The following is a 19,491-nucleotide window of genomic DNA, read 5'->3' as shown; positions in this document are numbered from 1 at the left end:
GGTCACGGCAGTCGGCGCCAGCCCTCCCGCGGCGGTCGTCCGCCCGCCCGTCGCCGTGGTGGCGGGCCTCGCGCTCGTCGAGGAGGCCGCCCGCGCTGAGGCCGCCCACGCTGAGGCCGGCTGTGCCTTGGCCGGCTGTGCCGGGCTCGGCTCTGCCGTCGGCACCGGCGGGTCTGCCAGACCCGCCGGGTCCGCTAGCTCCGCCTGGTCCGCGCTGCGAGCCTCCAGCCAGGCCAGGACGCCGTTGGCCTCCACGGACCAGTCGTGCCCGGGGACGAGCGCGGCGCCCAGCTCCATGTGGGTGGCCAGGGAGGGCGCGGGGACGAGCAGGGTCCGCCGCCGCCGTTCGGGCCGGGCCAGCGCCACCGCGTTCAGGGTGGCCCGCAGCCCGGTCAGCGCCGCCCGGCGGGCGATGCGCGCGGCGGTCGTCGAGGGCGCCACCAATGGTGGCTCACCGCCCAGCTCCGGCAGCTGGAAGGGTTGGAAACCCTGCAGCGTCAGGCATGTCGCGCGGTCGAAGGCGCCGCCGACGAAGGGGATCGAACGCAGCAGCAGCTCGTCCTCGACGAGAGTGCCGACGCGCAGACCGAAGGTACTGGTCGTGGTGGCGGTGCGCGCCCAGGTCACTCCGTCGATCATCGGAGCGTGCTCGTGGAGGCGGCCGTCGTCGGTGACCTGCGGGCGGCGCCGGGTGGAGGTGGCGGACAGCCGCGAGGTGCCGTACAGGGTGAAGTACTCGACGTTCGGGCGGGCGGTGGCGGCGGAGACCAGGGCGGACAGCGAGTTCTCCGTGTACAGATAGTCGTCTTCCGCGAGCCACACCAGATCGTCGGCGGCCCAGCGGCGGAGCCTTGGCATGCGTAGGACGTGGCGGTACGACGCGCGATTGCTGCCACACGTGACCGGGATCACCTCGCCGGCCTCCGCCATCATCGAAAGGCGATCCGCCGGCATCGGACCGTCGTTGACGAAGACGATCCTCGTCGGGATCTCGACCTTCTCGACGGCGCGCAGGAGGGACGCGAGCGCCAGCCGCTTGCTGTAGAACGCTGGTCGGTTCTTCGCGTTCTCCGAACCAACGGATCGATACAGGATGCGCAGAATCATCTCAACCCCCCCGCCTGACCCCGGGCCAGGCGGCTTTCACCGGAACGGTCTCGACGCCGGTCGAGATCCTACCCATATGGTCGCCGCCCCCCGATGGGCCGGTCGTGGTCTGAAAATCTTCCTGACCCCCGTCGGCGGGGGCGGACACGATGCGGCTCATCCGGGCTCGTTCGATCCGGCGGGTTCGGCTCCGGCCGGCTCGGCTCCGCCCGGTTCGGGACCGGCTGATCCGGGACCGGCCGGTTCGGGACCGGTTGACCCCGGATCGGCGACGCTCGTGCCACCACCCAGTTCCGCCTCGCGGGCGACTCGGCGGACCAGCATGAACCAGAACGGCACCGTGATCCAGAACGCCGCGATATAGCCGACGACCGCCCCGGTCGCGCCGCCGAGTTCCAACCCGATGATCGGGTAGAGCAGGAGCTGCGGGGCCAGCACGGCATTCGCGCGGAAGGTGAGTTTGGCCTGCCCCATCGCGTAGAGCATGCACGCCGGCCCGACCGTTGCCGCCGGTCCCGCCTGCTGCACGATCGACAGCGCCAGCAGATGGTGCGTCTGCTCCCAGGTGTCGCCGAGCAGGGAGTGACCGATGCTCGGCGGTAGGAACAGGAAGACCGTTCCCCAGACCGCACCGACGGCGACGATCACCCCGGACAGGGCGTAGGCGGCGCGCAGCCGCGCCGCGGCCGACATGTCCTTACGGCGGGAGAACTCCGGGATCGCCCAGCTCACGATCCCGACGGCGAGGATCGTCGTCGGTCCGAGCAGCGTCTGCACGCCGCGCAGCGCACCAACGAGGTCGATCGCCCCCAGGGTGCCAAGCAGGAGCGTGGACGCCTGCTGGGCGCCCTGGACGGTGAGGTACTCCGCGCTCATGTAGCCGTTGATGTCGCGGTGCTCGACGATCCAGGACCGAACCTGGTCCGTCGCGGGCCGGAAGCCGGCCTGATAGATCCCGAGGATGGCCGCGACGGCCGCCGCCCCGCCCCAGGCCAGCAGCATCGCCCAGGAGGTCGACACATCGCGGACGATCAGCAGGAAGATGGCCCCGAACTGGACGATCGCCCAGACGCCGTCGTTGGCCGCGGCGGCGGCCGGCCGGCCCTCGGCGAAGAACACCTGCCGCCAGGCGTCCTGGAGCAACAGAGCCGGAAACACCAGCCCCATGGCGATCAGGGAGTCGCCGACGCCGCCGCCGAGCGCGAGGCCGACGACCAGCGTCACCACTCCGGAGAACAGGCCGATGGCGAAGGCGGTGCCGGTGCCGGCGGCACCCGCCGCCCGGAACACCCGGGGCGACACGTCGGCGAACTTGATGCCCAGCGGCGCGGTGCCCGCGGCCTTCGAGAAGCCGATCATCAATGAGAAGATCGCGAACGCCACGCCGAACGCGCCGAACTCCGACGAGCTCACGCTGCGGGCGATGATGAACGACATCACGGCGTTCGTGCCGCTGGAGAGCACCTGGTCGACGAGTGTCCAGATGGCCCGGGACCGGCTCGATCCGCGGGTCGTCCGCTCGACGCGGTGGCGCCCGCCTGCGCCGGCATCCTCGCTGAGGTCCGCGAGGCCGTAGTCGATCGGTTCGGGACGGTCCGCGACGGCTGTCCCGGCGGGCACGTCCAGCGTTGCGCCGGCCGCTCCGCCTGTGCCGACACCGCTCGCGCCGACACCGCCCGGGCCGTCGATCGCCGGATACGGCCGGTTGCGGCCACCGAGGAAGAACTCGCCGGTCATCGTGCCGGACATCGGAATCAGGCCCTCGGCGGTGGGCGCGTGGGTGGAACGAAAACTTTCCGCTCCGGGCACCCGACGCACGCGCAGCCCGCGGATGATCTGTGTCCGCTCGTGGTCGAACGACTCGACTCGGCGCGCCGGGTCCGACTGGCCGCCGCTGCGCTCGTCCACAGGTGGCTCGCCGCGTGGGCCCAGGTCCCGCCCGGCGGTTCCGTCTCGACCGGGGCTCCGGCCCGGCCGGTAGCCGTTGCCGTAGCCGAACTCGCGGCCGTGGCCGTAGCCGTGCCCCTGACGGTGCCCGGCGGGGCTCTCCGGCTGCTCGAGGCGCCCACGCTGCGGCCCGCTCTCGCGCCCTCGACCGCCTGCAGCCTCTCGACTGCCAGCAGCCCCTTGATCGCTCTCGGCCCCTCGACCGCCTGCAGCTCCTCGACCGCGGTCGGCGTCCCGGCTGCGGTCGGAGGGCGCTGGACGCTCCTGGGCCCGCTGCGCCCGGCCGGTGGGATACAGCGCCGGATCCCGGTCCAGATCGCGGCCACGGTGGCGATCTGGACCGGGGCCGGTGCCCTCGGCCCGGCCGCTGTGCCGCCGGCCCGAAGCGTCGTCGTGCCGACCTGAGGCGTCGTCGTGCGGGCGGGCGCTGTCGTCGTGCCGGCCCGAGGCGTCGTCGCGCGCGGCCCGGCGTTCGCGTTCGGCCCGGCGGGCCTCGGCGACGTCGGGCATGCCGAGACGGCGGCGCAACGCCGCCAGCTCGGTCGTCGACGTGAGCTCGGCCGAACTCGCCAAACTGGACGGGGGCGGCGGGCCGGAGCGTCGCCGCTCCGTCTGCCGGTCGCGCTCCGTCTGCCGGTGCTGGTCTGCTGGCCGCTCCTGGTTGGTCGGTCGCCCCTGATCTGCCGGTCGGCCCTGATCTGCCGGCCGTTCCTGGTGCGCCGGCCGTTCCTGGCCTGTCCGCCGCTCCTGGTTGGGCGGCTGCGCCTGACCGGCGGGCAGGTCCTGGTCGGCGGGCTGGTCCTGCTCGCGGGGTGCGGCGTTCGGGTCCGAGGGGGGCGTGCCCGAGCGGCGCGGGCGCGGCGCGGTGAGGCGCTGGGTCGTCTGCGTGGTCGAGGGACCCGGCTCGACGCGGGTCACCGAGGGTCGCTCGCTCGGCCGCCGTGGTGGGCGGGCGCCGGGCGGGCGGCCCTGATCGTCTTCGGATGGGAATCCGTGGCCGGACTCATCCATCCACCGCCGACCGTCCTCTCATGCCGCACCAGCCCGACCTTGGCCGGCGCATCCCGCCGGGGGCCACCGGGGCCCTCGCCCGGCGAACCCCGCCGGGGTCACCGAGGCGCCGCACGCCCGGCAGCCAGCAAGTCGATGGTAGCCCGATATGGGTGGCTCCTCCGGGCCGGGCGGGCTGGATGTGCCGGACCCGACCGTTGCCGGGGCCGATCGATCCGACCTACCACGACGGGCCGCGGTGACCGGCGGCGGTCTCGCCGCCCGGTGCCGGCCAGGTGGACGGTCTGCGAGCCTTGCCGACACATCCGCGCATCGACGACGGCCCTGCGCATCGACGACGGCGTCGGACCTTGAGGACGGACGGTGCTGATCGTAACAACGAGGGATCCACCGGCATGGTATTGACGACATCGTCCGCGAGCCCGATCCGGATCTACGGGTGCCGGCGGCGCAGCGTCACCGCGGCGAGGCCGAGGGAGGCCAGGGTACAGCCGGTGACGATCAGGATGTCCCGGGACAGCCACTGGTCGATGTGCCGCGACGTCGACAGCCGGGCCATGGCGTCGACGACGTAGGTCATCGGCATGACGGTGCTGATCACGTCGAGCGTTGGCAGCATGTCGTGTCGCGGCACCAGGATGCCGCACAACATGAACTGCGGGATCAGCGCCGCCGGGATGAGCTGCACGGCCTCGAACTCGGTGCGGGCGAACACGCTCATCCACAGGCCGAGCGCGGTGCCGAGGAAGGAACTGAGGATGGCCGCCACGAAGAGCATGGGAGCAGATCCCCGCACGGTGAGGCCGAGCGCGCCGACGGTCAGCGCGGTGGCGAACGCGGCCTGGGCCGCGGCGAGCACGGCGAACGCCAGCCCGTAACCGACGAGCAGGTCCCCGCGGCCGACCGGGCTTGTCAGCAGCCGCTCCAGCGTGCCGGACGTGCGTTCGCGCAGCATCGCGACGGAGGTGACGAAGAACATCGTCATCAGCGGGAAGATCCCGAGCAGCGCGGGGCCCACCCGGTCGAAGGTGTCGGGGGATCGGTGGAACAGCAGCCGCAACGTCAGCAGCAGCACCGGCGGCAGCAACAGGACCAGGGCGAGGGTGCGCCGGTCCCGGCCGAGCTGGCGAAGCACCCGGACGGCCGTGGCGCCGGTGCGCAGCTCGTCGATGGGCTTGCGGCGCGGGCAGGCCGCGACGCCGGGAGGATGGGCCGGCCCGCGGGGCGCGGGGCGAACCCGCGCCGGCCTGAGCACCGGCCTGAGCACCGTTGGGCGGTCCCGGGGGTCGTCGGCCTCCGGTGTCGTCGAGGACGGGGGAGCCGCCGGGCGGCCGCGGACCGGCGAGGGAATCGGAGTGGGCGGCGCCTCGGCGGCGCCACCGGTGGGGGTGGCCGGCGCGGGTCGGACCGGCGGACCGGCCCGGTCGCCGGTCCCGTCCTGCCGGTCCGGCGCCTCGACGAGGCGTAGGAAGCCCTCCTCCAGGTCGGCGCAGTCGGTGGCGGCGAGCAGGTCCGTCGGTGTGCCCTGCGCGAGCAGCGTCCCCTCGTAGATCAGTAGCAGGCGGTCGCAGCGGATCGCCTCGTCCATCACGTGCGAGCTGACCAGGATCGTGGTGCCGCGCTCGGCGAGGAGGCGGAAGTCGGCCCACAGCCGCTGGCGCAGCCGCGGGTCGGCCCCGACGGTGGGTTCGTCGAGGACGAGCAGGTCGGTGCCGCCGATCATCGCGACGGCCAGCGACACCCGCGATCGCTGGCCGCCCGAGAGGTGGTTGACCAGCCTCGGCGCCTGCTCGGTGAGGCCGACGTGGGCCAGCAGCGCGTCGAGGTAGCCGGGCGCGCGGGTGGGGTCGTCGGGGTCGTCGGCCTGGGCGAGCGCGGCGAAGTAGCGCAGGTTCTCCCGCACCGTCAGGTCGCCGTACACCGACGCGGCCTGGGTGGCGTAGCCGACCCGCCGGCGCAGGCAGGCGTCGCCGGCGGCGTAGCCGAGGACGCGCAGGTCCCCGTCCACCCCACCCTGTACCCCGACGATCGCCCGCATCAGCGTGGTCTTGCCGCCGCCGCTCGGCCCGATCACCCCGGTCACACTGCCGCGAGGCACGGTGAACGTGACGCCGCGGATGACCAGGTGACCGCCGCGCCCGCGCCGGCGGGCCCCGCGCCGGATCCGCACGTCGGTCGCGGCGACCGCCGCCACGTCCAGGTGCGCGCCGGGCGGGGCGCGCCAGGCGGCGACCCCGGCCGTATTGGTCACTCTCGGCGTCGGTTCCAGTCCGGGGTGCACTCGCCGCATCCTGCCAACGCCGCGCCCCGATCCGCGCGACCGTGCATCCCGGCGAGTTCCGCGGCGGTCCCCCGCGCATCGTCGCGTCCGGCCCGGCCTGGGCGTCCGGTGTGGCCTGGGCGTTCGGTGTGGCACGGGTGTCCGGTGTGGCACGGGTGTCCGGCGTGGCCTGGGTGTCCGGCGTCGGATGTTTGGCGGCTCGCGGTGGCGGCACCCCAAGGACGGACGAGCAGGGATGTCGACAAGCAGAGATGCCCCCAAGCTGGAATGCCGAGGTGAGGATGATGTCGTTCGTCGGGTACGCGCTGTCCTGCGAGGAGCACGGCGCCCGGGCGTTGGTCGAGCAGGCGCAGGCCGCGGAGCAGGCCGGTTTCGACGGCCTGTGGATCTCCGACCACTTCCATCCCTGGAACGACGCGCAGGGGCAGGCACCGTTCGTCTGGTCGGTCATCGGCGCCATCGCGCAGGTCACCGAGCGACTTCCGCTGACCACGGCGGTGACCTGCCCGACCGTGCGGATCCATCCGGCGATCATCGCCCAGGCCGCGGCGACCTCCGCGACGATGCTGCCCGGCCGCTTCCAGCTCGGCGTGGGTTCCGGGGAGGCGCTCAACGAGCACGTGCTCGGCGACGGCTGGCCGGCCACCGAGGTCCGCCTGGAGATGCTGGCGGAGGCCGTCGCCGTCATCCGCGAGCTGTGGCGCGGCGGGATGGTCAACCACCGCGGCCGGCACTACACCGTCGACCGGGCGCGGCTGTACTCGCTGCCCGCCGACCCGCCGCCGGTGTACGTGTCCGGGTTCGGCCCGGCCGCGGTCCGCCTGGCGGCGCGGATCGGCGACGGCTACTGCGGGGTCGCCCCGGACGCCGACCTGCTGCGCCTGTTCGACGAGGCGGGCGGCGCCGGCCGGCCCAAGCAGGGCTCGCTGAAGGTCTGCTGGGCCGAGGACGAGGCCGACGCCCGCAAGACCGTCCACGCGCTGTGGCCGAACAGCGCGCTGCCGGGCGAACTGTCCCAGGAACTGCCCACCCCGGCGCACTTCGAGCAGGCCAGCGCGCTTGTCACCGAGGAGATGGCCGCGGCGTCGGCGGTCTGCGGGCCGGACGTCGAACGGCACGTCCGCGCGGTCCAGGAGTACTTCGACGCCGGTTACACCGAGGTCTACGTGACCCAGATCGGCTCCGACCAGGCCGGCTTCTTCGACTTCTACCGCCGCGAGGTCCTGCCCCGCTTCCGCTGATCCGCCTGCCCGCCGGCGGCCGACTCGGCGGTGTAGACGTCGCGACGGTGATCGATGTCCACGACCGTCGCGATTCTGGCCGCGTCATCGAGCGGTAGATGATCCGGTAGGTGCCGCGGCGGGCGCTGAACCGATCGTCCAGCGGCGGCATCAGCCGTTTCCCACGCGGTAGGGCGCCTGCACGAGCGGTCCGGTGATGAATTCGTAGGCCGCCGCGGCAACCGCCTGGGGGAGGCGTTCGCCGAGCGCGCGGCGAACCGTCGGCGGCACGGTCCGCGGCGAGGATCCATCTCCCTCACCGAGGCAGAACCCATCGACGTCTGCTACTCCGTCTGATGTCTGCTACTCCGCCTTCGGTATGCGCAGTGCCCCACCCGCATCCGGCGGCCAGAACCGGCGCCGCTGCCGCCCGGCCGAACGCGGGCGGGCGGGACGGTGGCCGCGGGGATCCGGGCGGTTCTGTCGGTGCCCGGTCATAGGCTGCGCCGGAGCGCGAACGGCCGTCGCGCGGCTGGAGCGGCCCGTCCTGTCCCTTGCCGTGAGGAGTAGCGATGTCGGAGTTCACCGGTTTCCCGCCGGAGGCCCTGGTCTTCTACGACGGGTTGGAGGCCGACAACAGCAAGGCGTACTGGACGGACCATCGCGAGATGTACGCCAAGGCCGTGCGCGGCCCGATGGTCGCCCTGCTCGACGCCCTGGAACCGGAGTTCGGCGAACCGCACCTGTTCCGGCCGAACCGCGACGTCCGCTTCTCGAAGGACAAGTCGCCGTACAAGACGGCGATCGGCGCCCACAACGAGCGCGGCGGCTACGTCGAGGTGTCCGCAGCCGGGCTGATGGTGGCCACCGGCTACTGGCAGACCGCGCCGGACCAGGTGGAGCGGCTACGGGCGGCGGTCGCCGACGATGTCACCGGGCCCAAACTCGAAGCCCTCGTCGAGGGGCTCCGCAAGGACGGGTACGGCGTCTCGGGCAACCGGCTGAAGACCCGCCCGCGTGGCTACGACGCCGACCATCCCCGCATCGACCTGCTGCGCCACCGTACGCTCACCGTCCACCGAGAGTTCGGCGAACCGCCCTGGCTCGCCGAGCCCGAATGCGCCGAGCAGGTCGCCACGGCCTGGCGCGAGATGCGGGTGCTGCGCGACTGGCTCGACCGCCACGTCGGTCCCACCCGCCTCCCCCAGACCCGCCGCCGCTGACCCGCGGGTCGCAGCGACCGGGCTCCGCTCGGTCGGACGAGACGGGCCGCGAAATGCGCGAACTCGACTGTCTCTTGTTTCTCACTGGCGATCTCAGCCCTCCTGTGGAGGCCGCCGCGAAACACGGTTCCGCGCCGGCTGCTGTTCAGCAGGCGACAGTTCTCCCGCTGTGTCGCGGCCATGACCTTGAATTCTGGAAGGAGTCGTTCAAACACCCGAAAGAGTGGCGGAATTGTCAAGGACAGCGAAAGCGCGAACTGTCGGATCGATGACTTTGCTCGTCGCGCTGGTTGCCGCGGGACTGGCCGGGTGCGGCTCGGACACAGTCGGCGCATCCGGCCGGCCGTCGGCGACCACCAGACCATCGAGCACCTCGAGCGTGCCTTCGGCCAAGTCGACCGTGCCACCGGCCAGGCCGACCGCGCCCGCCGGCGACCGGCCGTCCGCCACCCCGGGCCGGCCCACCGGTCCCGCGCCCGACGGGGACGTCGACGGCGACGGCCGTCCCGACCGAATGCTCCTCTCGCCCCAGGGCGAACTCACTGTCGCCTACTCGGGTGGCGGCAGGGACAGCGTCACCCTGAGCTCTGGCTCCCCGGGCGACCTGAAACTGCTCGGCGCGGTGGACGCGGACGCGGACGGCCACGCCGAGGTGTTCGCCCGGGTGGTCCAGGGTGCCAATGCGCAGAGCGCCACCGTGCTGCGCTACGTCCACGGGCACCTCGTACAGGTCACGATGGGCGGCGACCACGCGTCACTCAACCTCGGTGGCGGACTCACAAACCAGTTCGCCTGGTCGTGCGACACCCGCAGCGGCGAGATCGTGCAGTGGCAACGGCGGTCCGGCGAGAACGACCAGACGTTCCAGGGCGAGGTGCGCCGCTATCGGTTCGAGGGCCGGACGCTCGTGCTGACCTCGCGCACCCCCTTCGCGACCAGCGGCGACAAGCCTGTTCCCGGCGTGCCCACCAAGGCCGGATGCGGTTCGCTCGATGTGAGCCTTTAAGGCGCCCCAGGGGCTCGGCCTACGCCGGTTTGGCCGCCGTGCGGCGTCTGTTTCGGTGAAGAGTCGATGTCACCGGAGACGCCGGAGTGGAAGAACATGCAGGCGCTGCGGGTCCCGCCCGGCCCGGCAACCGAGGCGGGGCCGGGCCGGGCGGGAGGTCACTGCGCGGGGAGCTCGTCGGCGAGAAGATCCTGCAGCTCGCGCAGCGCAATCGTGAGCTGCTCGGCGAAGGCGTGCAGGCCGTCGGCGACCGTGCGCGGGGTGCTCAGGTAGAGGTTGAACCGGTCCGGCAGCAGCACGTAGGCGACGCCGATGCACTGGCTGCTCGTCGAGCCGAAGCCGAAGAACTCGACGTTGACCGACGGCGCCGAGCTGGTGCTCAGGAAGTCGTCGCGCGTCTTCAGCCAGCCGGGGGTGTCGTAGAGGGCGATCGGCTCGCTCACCCCGAGCTCGGCGCCCTGGCGGCGGGCGATGAACTGCAGCTCCCACAGATGCTGCTCGGGGGCGCGCCCGGCCTGGCAGTCCTTCGCTCGGCGCACGTGCGCGTCGGCGGCGGCGCGGAACGCGGCCCGCTTCGTCGTCGGGTCGGCGGCCGGGTCCTGCATCGTGGCGACGAACTGGTGGATCTGCGGGGTGACGACCCGCATCGCCTCGGTGCGTCCGCGGCGCCACTGCCGGGTCGCGATCGACTCGTAGGTGGCGCCCACGTGCCCCTTGGCCCGGACATGGGCGAGCTGGTAGGCCAGCTGAACGAAGGCATCCGGCGAGGTCTTCAGCGCCTTGGCCTGGTTCTGGCCAAAGTCGTCGAAGGACAGCACGCTCGAGGCGGTCGCCGCGGCGAAGTCGGTGAACGACGCGCCGGCATCGGCGATGTCCGTGCGCAGGCCGGCGTCGAGGACGAACTCGACGGGCTCGACGGCGGGCAGGCCCTGCGGCCGGGCGCCGGAGCTCGCCGAGTGCTCCTGCGGCGAGGTGGACAGCAGGTCGTCGACGAAGCTGAGGATCGTCGTGCCGTCCAGGCCACAGTGCTCGACGTTGATGCCCGCCCGACCGTCCGGGAAGACGATCAACGAGACCGCCTTGTCGAACCAGCGGTTGCCGGCGTCGCCGTGCAGGAGCTGGTCGCAGGCGGCGAGGTTGTCGGCCGGCGTGGCCTCCTCCAGGCAGAGGCAGAACAACGCGGTCTCGATGGTGTCGAGCGCGGCGGCGTTGGTCGGGTCGAGCGTGGCCAGCTGCTCCCGGCTCTGCGCCCAGGCGGCGCGTGCCTTCGTGGTGAGCTGGCCGACCGCGGCATCGGCCGGCGCCCGGGTCGGTGCCGCCTTGAGCACGGCGGTGAGGCCGGCGGCGAGATCGTCGAGCGTGTACGGGTGGCCGTCCGGGCCGACCACGTCGAGGCGGATGATGTTCCCCCGGTGGAGAACCACGATGTGGCGGGCCGGGGAGGGACCGGGCCAGGCCTCGCTGTACGGGGTGCGCACGGTGTCCTGCACCGCGCCGGGGATCCGGGTGGTGGAGAACAGGTAGGTGTTCTGCGCCATCGACAGCACCTGACCGCGCTGGCGGACCGGTTCGATCCGCTCGTCGTCGAGGCGCAGCTTGTAGTCGACGGCCGCGGCGATCAGCCCGGCTGCCCGCTCGACCTGCGGCTGCTCCGCCGCGCGGGCGGCGTCGTCGTCGGCGAACAGGAAGATGTAGTTCGCGTTGAGCGCGATGCGGTCCCGCCGGCCGAGGTAACGGGAGTCCCAGAAGTCGTCCAGCCAGCTCTGCACGCCCGCGGTCGCCTCGTAGCGCTCCAGCGCGGCGTGCAGGACCGGGCCGGGGCCGTCGGAGCCCTGGAAGGCGGTCACGGCCGCCGCGGTCGTCGCACGCTCGGCCGGGGTGAGCAGGGGGGCGGACCACTCGAGGAAACGCTCGCAGCTCGCCGCGAGCGTGGGCAGCGGCACCCGGGGCAACAGGTCGTCGTAGGCGAAGGTTCCGGTGGTGCGCTGGTCGGCTGGGGTCGCGTTCATCCTGGGCCTCGGCTTGTCTCAGGGGGGCTCGGTGGTTCTCGGTGTCTCTACTACTGGGCGCGGTGTCTCGGCGGTTCTCGGTGTCTCGGCTGGGCGCGGTGTCTCGGCTGGGCGCGGCCCCCCGGCCTCGTTCGGGCGCGCCGCCGGGTGCGGTCGCGTTGCGTCGGGTCCGGCGTCGCCAGGTCGGCCGGAGCTCGAGGGTCCCATGAGACGACCGGATCGTGCGGGTCGTCGCCACCCCTGGGCGGTGCCGACTGGCTCACCACGGCTCCCGGACGCGCCGCCGCCATCCTCGGGTCTGCCGTCTCGGTTGTCGGGTTCGCCGGCATGGTCGTCGGGTTCGCCGGCATGGTCGTCAGACTCGCCGTCACGGTCGTCAGGCTCGCCGCCCGGTCAGGGTGCCGGCCGGCTGCTGGCCGAAGACGGGCCGGTTCGCCCCCCGGCCAGGGGCGCTGCGCGGCCTGGAGACGTGCAACTGGGCGTAGAGCCAGCCTTCGGTCTCCAGCCCGCGGGGGTCCACGCCCACCGAGGCCAGCGTGTCGAGGACCTGCTCCTGCTCCTGGGCGGAGGCGAAGCGCCGCTGCGGGAACACCCCGTCGACATGGACGGTCTCGTAGCCGAGTTCGTCGAGGGTCTCGGTGAACGGCGCGAAGGGGAACATCCGCAGCACGAAGTGGGCCATCCAGGGCCGCCGGTCGCCGGCCGCGCGGGCCACCCGGGCGAGCGTCCGTTCGCTGACGTAACCGATGCAGCCCGTGGAGATGACGAGGTCGGCGCCGTCGAGGCGGGCGCGTTCGGCCTCGGTGGGGTCCCGCTGCTCCAGGTCGGCGCAGACGGCCTCGTCCAGGAAACCCGCGGCCAGCGCGTAGGAGATCGCCGGCTCGGAGGTGTCCAGGCCGACGAAGCGGGCCCCGCTCGGCCGGCGGTGGGCGCGGACGAGGTCGCGGTCGCGGTCCAGCAGGGCATCCCGGCTCGCACTGGGCTGGCCACCGTAACGCTCGAACAGGTCGTCCATCGTCAGGTCGCAGCGCAGCAGCGCGGCGTTGATCCCGTAGGAGCAGCCGATGTCCAGCACGGTCGGGGGGAGCCGACGCTGTGCCCGGCACTCGTCGATGAGCCGGCTGAAGAACGGCTTGGCGAGCTGGGGGATGTGGTAACCGAGCGTCCGCAGGGTGTTGAAATAGGCCTGCGGGTCGGGCTGCGTGTAGATGTGGTCGAGGGCGACCTTGCCGGTGTCGTCGAACCGCAGGCCGTCGTCGGGCTGGCCGGCCGCCTCGACACCGACGCCGATGGTGCGCACGGCGATGGTGCGGACGTCGATGGGCTGAGCGCCGACCGGCTGGGCATCGGCCGGATGGGCGTCGACGGTGCTGGCGTCGACGGTGCTGGCGTCGATGTGATGGGCGTCGGTGGGGTCGGCGTCGGAATGCACGCGGGACGCTCCTCCTCGAACGGGGTGTGGCTGTCGGACCGGCGGGGGCCCGACGGGGGGCGATTTCAGTCCAGCAGTGCGTCGACGCGCACGGCGCTCGCCTCGGCGGCCAGGTGGCCGGGCAGGACGCGACCGAACAGCTGTTGGGTGCGGGCGACGCTGCCGACTACTCCCGGCCGCTCGGTGTAGGCGAAGATCGCCGAATGTCGGGCAGTGTCGCCCTGGACGGGGCTGACTCGGTGCATGGAATAGCGCCCGAGGAAGAGCTGCAGATCGCCGGGGCGAAGAACCAGGCGCCGGACAAGGTGCGCGCCGTCCCCGGCCAGTACCGCCCGGACGGCGGGAAAGTTCTCCGTCCGCGCCGAGCGGATGTTCGGGCAGTACTCGAACTCGCCGCCGCACTCCGGCTCCTGGGTCAGCATGCTGACGGCAAATTCGTTGGTGTCGAAGTGCCAGGGATGTGCCAGTCCCGGGGTGATCACATTCAGGCAGAGCCCGGCCAGCGGATCGGCGAGTTCGTGTACCTGCACCAGCCCGAAGCAGGCAGCGACGAAGCGCTGGAACGGCTCGCTGCGGTAGAGCCGATGGATGGCGAAGTCCGTGGGAATCTGGTCCCGGGCGACGAAGGAGTTACCCCGGCGCATGGCGATTCGGCCGGGGTGATCGGCCGGCAGCGCGGAGTCGATCGCAATGTTGTAGGCGTTGACGGTCTCGATCTCGTCGTAGGCCAGCGGGGCCACGGTGGCGCATTCTCGGGCCAGGGCGGGGAACACGGTGGGATGGACGAATCCAGGTAGCACGCAACAACCGTCTGTACGCAGGTCGTGCCGCGCGCGGGAGACAGCGGTCCACCACAGCGGGTTGGTCGGGTCGGCGAGGGGATAACTCGCTGTGTCGACCAACTCGCTGATTGATCGAGCGTCCGCCGCACTCATGACACTCCTCTCCACCACCCGTTCACGGCTGTTCCCGGCAACGTGAACCTCTCGTGACCGGAACGGGAATTACCCCATGTTGACCCGGAAGTCACGATGGTGAAGGTTAGTGTGAGATGCAGCACGATCGGTGGTATGCCCGGTCGGAACTGTTGGCGTGCGGCGTTGTCCGGCTGCTAGGACCAGGCTCGATCTGGCCTTTCCGTCGGGCCCGCAAAGGCCGGTGACCTGCAGGTTCACGGTCGTCGGCGGCCGGTGGGTCAACACCCGGCCACACCCTGCCCGCCCGGGTGGATCGGGCTCACCTACCCGAACGTGCCAACGGATCCGGCGGATCATTGCGCGCCTGGCCGCACGGCTGGAGCACGTCGACCAGCACTGAACCGGCCTTCGCCGATGTCGCCTGCCCGAAGGCATCGAGCCGCGGCTCGGCGGCGGCGACCGCGGTCCGACGATCGGACCTCCGGTGTTCCGGTGCGCTCCGGCGTGACCCGGCGCGAACGGCGCGAACGGCGCGAACCAACGCGACCCGGAGTGACCTCCGGTGCGGGCCGACCCGCACCGGCGCGGCTCCCCACCCGGTCGTCTGCCGAGTGCCGCGAGTGCGGATCGAGATTCTCCGAACAGGCGAACTGGCGCGCGGATCTGAATACCATCTGTGCCAGCCCGATTCCGATTCCGCTTTCGGTGACGGCCGCGCAATCGCGGCCGGGGGAGAATCGAGAGGACGCCACCAGTGGCCGCGGCCCCGCATGCGGACCATGTCGTCGCCGTCGTCTTCGCGGACGCGGCGCTCATCATCGCCCTCAGCGCGGTGTTCGCTCAGGTGGCTCGCCGATGCCGGCAGCCCGTCGTGATCGGCGAGATCCTCGCCGGCCTCGCGCTCGGCCCGAGCCTGCTCGGCCTGCTGCCGGGAGACCTGCCGCGGACGCTGTTCCCGCCGGACATCCGGCCGTATCTGAACATCCTGTCCCAGCTCGGCCTGGTGTTGTTCATGTTCGTCGTCGGATACGACCACGACCTCGGTGACATCCGCCGTCGAGGAGGGTTGACGACCGCCCTGACGGCCGCGTCGATCCTGGTGCCGTTCGGCAGCGGTATCGGCGCCGCCGCGATCCTGCATCCGTGGCATCGCAGCGTCGACGGGAAGGCGGTCGACCTCCTGCCGTTCGCGCTGTTCCTCGGCACCGCCATGTCCATCACCGCGTTGCCGGTGCTCGCCCGCATTCTCACCGAGCGGCAGATGGCCGGCGACGCTGTCGGGAGAATGGCGCTGACCTGTGCGGTGATCGGCGATGCTATCGGCTGGTGCACGCTCGCAGTGGTCGTCGCCGTGGTGAATGCGAGCGGCCCGTGGGGATTCCTGCGCATGGTCGGCGAGCTCGCCGGCCTCGTCGCCGTGCTGGCAGTCGTCGTGGCGCCGCTGGCCCGAGTGCTGGCGCAGCGGGCGGCGGCGCGGGCGGACCCGCGCAGCGTCGGCCCGGCCCTGCTCACCTTCGCCGTCGTCGGCCTACTGATCTGCTCGTGGGCGACCGCCGAGATCGGGCTGCACCCGGTGTTCGGGGCGTTCGCGTTCGGCACGGCACTGCCCCGGTCGAGCCTCGGCCGGCTCGCGCCGGACCTGGGTCTGAACATCGAGCGGTTCGGGGTGATCCTGCTGCCGGTCTTCTTCGTCGCGGCCGGCCTGTCGGTGGATCTCGGCGCCGTGGACGGGCGCGGCCTGCTGGAGATTCTGCTGATCGTGGCCGTGGCGTTCGTGGCGAAGCTCATCGGAGCGGGTGGTGCCGCCGCGCTGTCCGGGTTGGGCCGCCGAGGGGCAACGACCTTCGCCGTGCTGATGAACACCCGCGGGCTCACCGAGATCGTCGTGGCCCAGATCGGCCTGGACATGGGCGTGCTCGACGAGACGACCTTCACCGCGCTCGTCGTGATGGCGCTGCTCACCACCGCGGCCACCAGCCCGCTGCTCGACCGCCTGGGCATCCCCGTGCCGCCCCCGGTCACCGTCCGGTTCCCGCGCGGCGAGGCGCCGGGCGGTGTGGCCGCGGCCCGAGCCGGTGGCGGCCCGGGGGATGACATCGCCGCCGCCGGCCACGCCGGGCCGCCGAGCTAGCCGAACAGATCCGGTCGGGTCGTTCGTCGGCAACGGCCGGACGCGGTGCGCGGGCGCAACTGCGGTGCGGTGCGGTGGGTACGGTCCTCGGGCTCAGACCGTACAGAACGCACCGCAATCGGGCCCGCCCGAGTTCGGCGACGGGCCGGCAGCCTCGGCGGGTGATTCGGGTGATTCGGGTGATTCGGGTGAGGTCAGAACGCGGCGAGGTAGGTGGCGGTCTTCGCCGGGTCGAGGAACCAGTGCTGGTAGTCGCTGGGGTCGTCGAAGCCGTTGACGAAGCGTCGGGCGACGGCGTCGTGCGCCCCCGCCGCGCCGAGGATCTGCTGGACGTGCTCCGGCGGCGGGGCGAGCAGCGCGTTGGTCCAGGTGGTGACGTGCTGGGCGTAGTCCCAGTACTGGTCGAAGGCGCCCTGCATCCAGGCGCGGTCGAACGGCTTGTCGCCGTGGGCGAGGATGCTGTCCAGGTAGGAGGCGGCACACTTCGCGGCGTTGTTCGCGCCCTGCCCGGTGATCGGGTCGTTGGCGACGACGACGTCGGCCATCCCCAGCACCGCCCGGCCCGACGGCAGCTCGCCGACCGGTCGGCGCACGACCGGGGTGTAGCCGCCGGCGAGCGTTGCCTGGGTGTCGGTGAGCTCCACGTCGGCGCAGCGCTCGAACTCCCACGGCACGTACGTCCGGGTCAGGTCGAGGATGCGGCGCAGGTGCTCGGCGGGCTCGGGGTGGTCGTCCCAGCAGTCCAGCGGGCCGCCGGGGATTCCCTCGAAGAACAGGATGTCGCAGTTCCCGCTGAGCGTGTACGACGGGATGACGAACAGTTCCCCGGCCCCGGGGGCGATGTTGAAACGGACGCCGGGGGCATCGGGGTGCTCGGGGCGCGGCGCGAGCCCGTGCACGTACGCCAGCGACAGCACCCGCTGCGGCGCGGTGTACGGCGAGCGGGTGGCGTCCCGGTCGAACAGACCGACCAGCTCGCCCTTGCCCGCCGCCACGATGACGAGGTCGTACAGCTCGGCGAGGGAGTTCAGGTCGGAGGTGGTGACCCCGGAGACGATGAACTTGCCGCCGCGCTCCTCGAACAGCTCCGACCAGCCGGCCATCTTCACCCGCTGGTCGATGGACTGGGCGGGATGATCGAGCCGGCCGAACCAGTCCAGCGCCCGGGTGCTGTCCGGCGCGGCCAGCGACACACCCAGCCCCTCGATCCCGACCGCGTCGGCCTCCCACAGGTTCAGCCCGTGGTCGCGCTCGTGCTGCAGCGCCGTGTGGAACATGGCCTGGGTGGACATCACCCGGCCGGCGCGGATCTCCTCGGGGGTACGCGCCGACATCATCGTGACGTCGTAGTCGTGCTCCCGCAGGGTGAGAGCGAGCTGCAGGCCCGACTGGCCGGCGCCGACGATCAGGATCTTGCGCATTGGTGCGTCCTCCTCGGGGTCAGGCCAGGTGACGGTCAGGCCAGCGACGGTGGATCAGGCCAGGGACATGGCGTAGCGGACCAGCTCGCGCAGGGCCTCGGCGCTCGACGCCGGGTCCCGCGCGTCACAGGTGATCAGCGGGGTGCCCGGCCGCAACGCGAGGGCGTCCCGCACCTCGTCGAGGTCGTGCCACAGCCGGCCGTCGAACAGGTTCACCGCGACAAGGAACGGCACCGTCGAATCATGCTCGAAGTAGTTGACCGCGGCGAAGGACTGGTCGAGCCGGCGGGTGTCGGCCAGGACGATCGCGCCCAGCGCGCCGCGGGACAGGTCGTCCCACAGGAACCAGAACCGCGCCTGGCCCGGCGTGCCGAACAGGTAGAGCACCAGGTCGGAGTCCAGCGAGATCCGGCCGAAGTCCATGGCGACCGTCGTGGTGGTCTTCTCACCGTGCGGGGGCAGGTCGTCGACGCCCTCGCTGGCCTCGGTCATCCACGCCTCGGTGTTGATCGGCGGCACTTCCGACACCGAGCCGACCAGCGTCGTCTTACCGACGCCGAACCCGCCGGCGATCACGATCTTTGCCGAGATCATCAACTGGTCCGGGTCGGCGTCGGCGACTTGCCCCGCCGCGTCCCCGCTCAGACCGGCAGCTCCCGCAGGCCGCTGAGGATCCGCTCCAGCACCCCGCGGTCGTGGGAGTAGGCGTGCGCCGTCGGATGGATGAACACCGCGCCCTGGGCGGCGAGATCGCTGATGAGCACGCGGACGACCCCGAGGGGAATCGACAGCAGCGCCGACAGCTCGGCGATCGACAACTGCGCGCGGGCCCGCTCGTAGAGTGCCTTCGACTCGGGCATCAGCGACTCGCTCAGCGCCGGGTCGTAACTGGGGACCGAGACCAGCGTCTCCACCAGCAGGTGGTGGCGGGTCCTGGTGCGCCCCCCGGTGAGCGTGTACGGACGGATGCGCCGGCTGCGCCGCCCCGGCATCGGCATGCGTGCCGGCGTCACAGTTGCCGGCCGGCGAGGACGCGACGCAGGTCCGCGCGGGTCTGCGGGGTCAGCGCGTGGCCGGCGTGCAGCACGAACTGGGTCATCTCGTAGGCCACGACCTTCATGTCACAGTCGGCGTCGGTGAGCACCGCGAGGCCCGCACCCGCGTCGATGCCCATGAACAGCAGGTATCCCGACGACAGCCGGACAATGATCTGCTCGCAGGTCCCCTTGTCGAACAGCGCGGCGCTGTTGCGGGCGAGGCTCAGCATCCCGCTGGCGATCGCGGCGAGCTGCTCACCCTCGACGGTGCCGACGGTGTCCGAGGAGGTGAGCGACAGCCCGTCGGACGACAGGATCAGGGCGTGGGAGACCCCGTGCACCCTGGCGACGAAGTCGTTGATGAGCCAGGTGAAGTCGTTGTGTCCCTGGCGGTTGGTCGTGTCCGTCACGGCTTCTCTCAGGCCCCTCGCTGCTCGTCACGGGCGGCACGTTCCCCCTCGGCGAACGCACCGAGATCGGCGAGCAGCCGCTCGTGGTCCGCCACCTGGGCCGCCCCTGCCGCGGGCGGGGCCGGCGGCAGGGTGGCCGCGTGCGGGCCGGTGCCGCTCTTCAGACTGCGTGACACCCGACGGGGCAGGCCGCTGGCGGTGGTCTCGACAGTGGCCTCGACGGTGTTCTCCGCGGTCGCCGCGGTGGTCGCGGTGGCGGCCGGGTTCGGTGGCGGACTCGCTGGCGGGTTCGGCACGGGCCGCAGAGCCGGGGAGGCGGTCGGCCGCGCGGAGTGGCCC

General features: G+C 72.2%; 14 protein-coding genes and 1 pseudogene. 4 read left to right on the top strand and 11 right to left on the bottom strand.

What is annotated here, in order from left to right; all coding sequences use genetic code 11:
- From ND748_RS10080 to ND748_RS10070, 3 genes are all read right to left on the bottom strand, one after another.
- Positions 1-1,107: hypothetical protein (locus ND748_RS10080; protein ID WP_251745411.1), on the bottom strand; the 1,107-nt coding region annotated here is incomplete at its 3' end.
- A gap of 156 nt (positions 1,108-1,263) precedes the next feature.
- Positions 1,264-3,972 carry a hypothetical protein gene (locus ND748_RS10075; protein WP_251745410.1) on the bottom strand — a complete coding sequence of 903 codons (2,709 nt, stop codon included), beginning with the start codon at positions 3,970-3,972 and terminating at the stop codon, positions 1,264-1,266.
- Between the two features lie 526 nt (positions 3,973-4,498).
- Positions 4,499-6,316 carry an ABC transporter ATP-binding protein/permease gene (locus ND748_RS10070; protein ID WP_251745409.1) on the bottom strand — a complete coding sequence of 606 codons (1,818 nt, stop codon included), beginning with the start codon at positions 6,314-6,316 and terminating at the stop codon, positions 4,499-4,501.
- A gap of 314 nt (positions 6,317-6,630) precedes the next feature.
- Here ND748_RS10070 and ND748_RS10065 point away from each other — a divergent pair, with 314 nt between their 5' ends.
- The 3 genes from ND748_RS10065 to ND748_RS10055 all read left to right on the top strand — a co-directional run bounded on the left by ND748_RS10065 (position 6,631) and on the right by ND748_RS10055 (position 9,795).
- Positions 6,631-7,587 carry an LLM class F420-dependent oxidoreductase gene (locus ND748_RS10065; protein WP_251745408.1) on the top strand — a complete coding sequence of 319 codons (957 nt, stop codon included), beginning with the start codon at positions 6,631-6,633 and terminating at the stop codon, positions 7,585-7,587.
- A gap of 551 nt (positions 7,588-8,138) precedes the next feature.
- Entirely contained in the window at positions 8,139-8,789 is a 651-nt protein-coding gene (locus tag ND748_RS10060) for a DUF2461 domain-containing protein (RefSeq protein WP_251745407.1), read from the top strand.
- A gap of 268 nt (positions 8,790-9,057) precedes the next feature.
- Entirely contained in the window at positions 9,058-9,795 is a 738-nt protein-coding gene (locus ND748_RS10055) for a VCBS repeat-containing protein (RefSeq protein WP_251745406.1), read from the top strand.
- Positions 9,796-9,953: 158 nt separating this feature from the next.
- Here ND748_RS10055 and ND748_RS10050 read toward each other — a convergent pair whose 3' ends face one another.
- The 3 genes from ND748_RS10050 to ND748_RS10040 form a co-directional block, all read right to left on the bottom strand.
- The gene (locus ND748_RS10050) at positions 9,954-11,804 is read right to left on the bottom strand and encodes a choline/carnitine O-acyltransferase (protein ID WP_251745405.1); all 1,851 of its coding nucleotides are present in this window, start codon (positions 11,802-11,804) and stop codon (positions 9,954-9,956) included.
- A gap of 376 nt (positions 11,805-12,180) precedes the next feature.
- The gene (locus tag ND748_RS10045; protein ID WP_251745404.1) at positions 12,181-13,236 is read right to left on the bottom strand and encodes a class I SAM-dependent methyltransferase; all 1,056 of its coding nucleotides are present in this window, start codon (positions 13,234-13,236) and stop codon (positions 12,181-12,183) included.
- Positions 13,237-13,301: 65 nt separating this feature from the next.
- Complete coding sequence (locus ND748_RS10040; RefSeq protein WP_251745403.1) at positions 13,302-14,171, bottom strand: arpA protein; 870 nt, start codon at positions 14,169-14,171, stop codon at positions 13,302-13,304.
- A 736-nt stretch (positions 14,172-14,907) separates the two neighbouring features.
- On the opposite strand from ND748_RS10040, the gene ND748_RS10035 reads away from it, so the two are divergent.
- Positions 14,908-16,284, top strand: coding sequence for a cation:proton antiporter (locus tag ND748_RS10035; RefSeq protein ID WP_251745402.1), 1,377 nt, complete (start codon positions 14,908-14,910; stop codon positions 16,282-16,284).
- A gap of 194 nt (positions 16,285-16,478) precedes the next feature.
- On the opposite strand, the gene ND748_RS10030 is transcribed toward ND748_RS10035, so the two are convergent.
- The 5 genes and pseudogenes from ND748_RS10030 to ND748_RS10010 form a co-directional block, all read right to left on the bottom strand.
- Positions 16,479-17,705, bottom strand: coding sequence for a styrene monooxygenase/indole monooxygenase family protein (locus ND748_RS10030; protein WP_251745401.1), 1,227 nt, complete (start codon positions 17,703-17,705; stop codon positions 16,479-16,481).
- 54 nt (positions 17,706-17,759) lie between these two features.
- Positions 17,760-18,299: an ATP/GTP-binding protein gene (locus ND748_RS10025; protein WP_251745400.1), complete on the bottom strand. Its 540-nt coding sequence runs from the start codon at positions 18,297-18,299 to the stop codon at positions 17,760-17,762.
- Positions 18,300-18,346: 47 nt separating this feature from the next.
- A complete protein-coding gene (locus tag ND748_RS10020; protein ID WP_251745399.1) occupies positions 18,347-18,703 on the bottom strand; it encodes a DUF742 domain-containing protein in 357 nt (118 codons plus the stop codon).
- Between the two features lie 11 nt (positions 18,704-18,714).
- Positions 18,715-19,152 (bottom strand): roadblock/LC7 domain-containing protein, encoded by a 438-nt coding sequence (locus tag ND748_RS10015; RefSeq protein WP_251745398.1) that lies wholly within the window; start codon positions 19,150-19,152, stop codon positions 18,715-18,717.
- Between the two features lie 8 nt (positions 19,153-19,160).
- A pseudogene (locus ND748_RS10010) lies at positions 19,161-19,491 on the bottom strand (hypothetical protein); the annotation flags it as partial.

It is taken from the genome of Frankia sp. AiPs1 (assembly GCF_023716945.1).
GTDB lineage: Bacteria > Actinomycetota > Actinomycetes > Frankiales > Frankiaceae > Frankia.
Note: the sequence above shows the minus strand (reverse complement) of the source record. Positions and strands in the feature narration are given on the sequence as shown.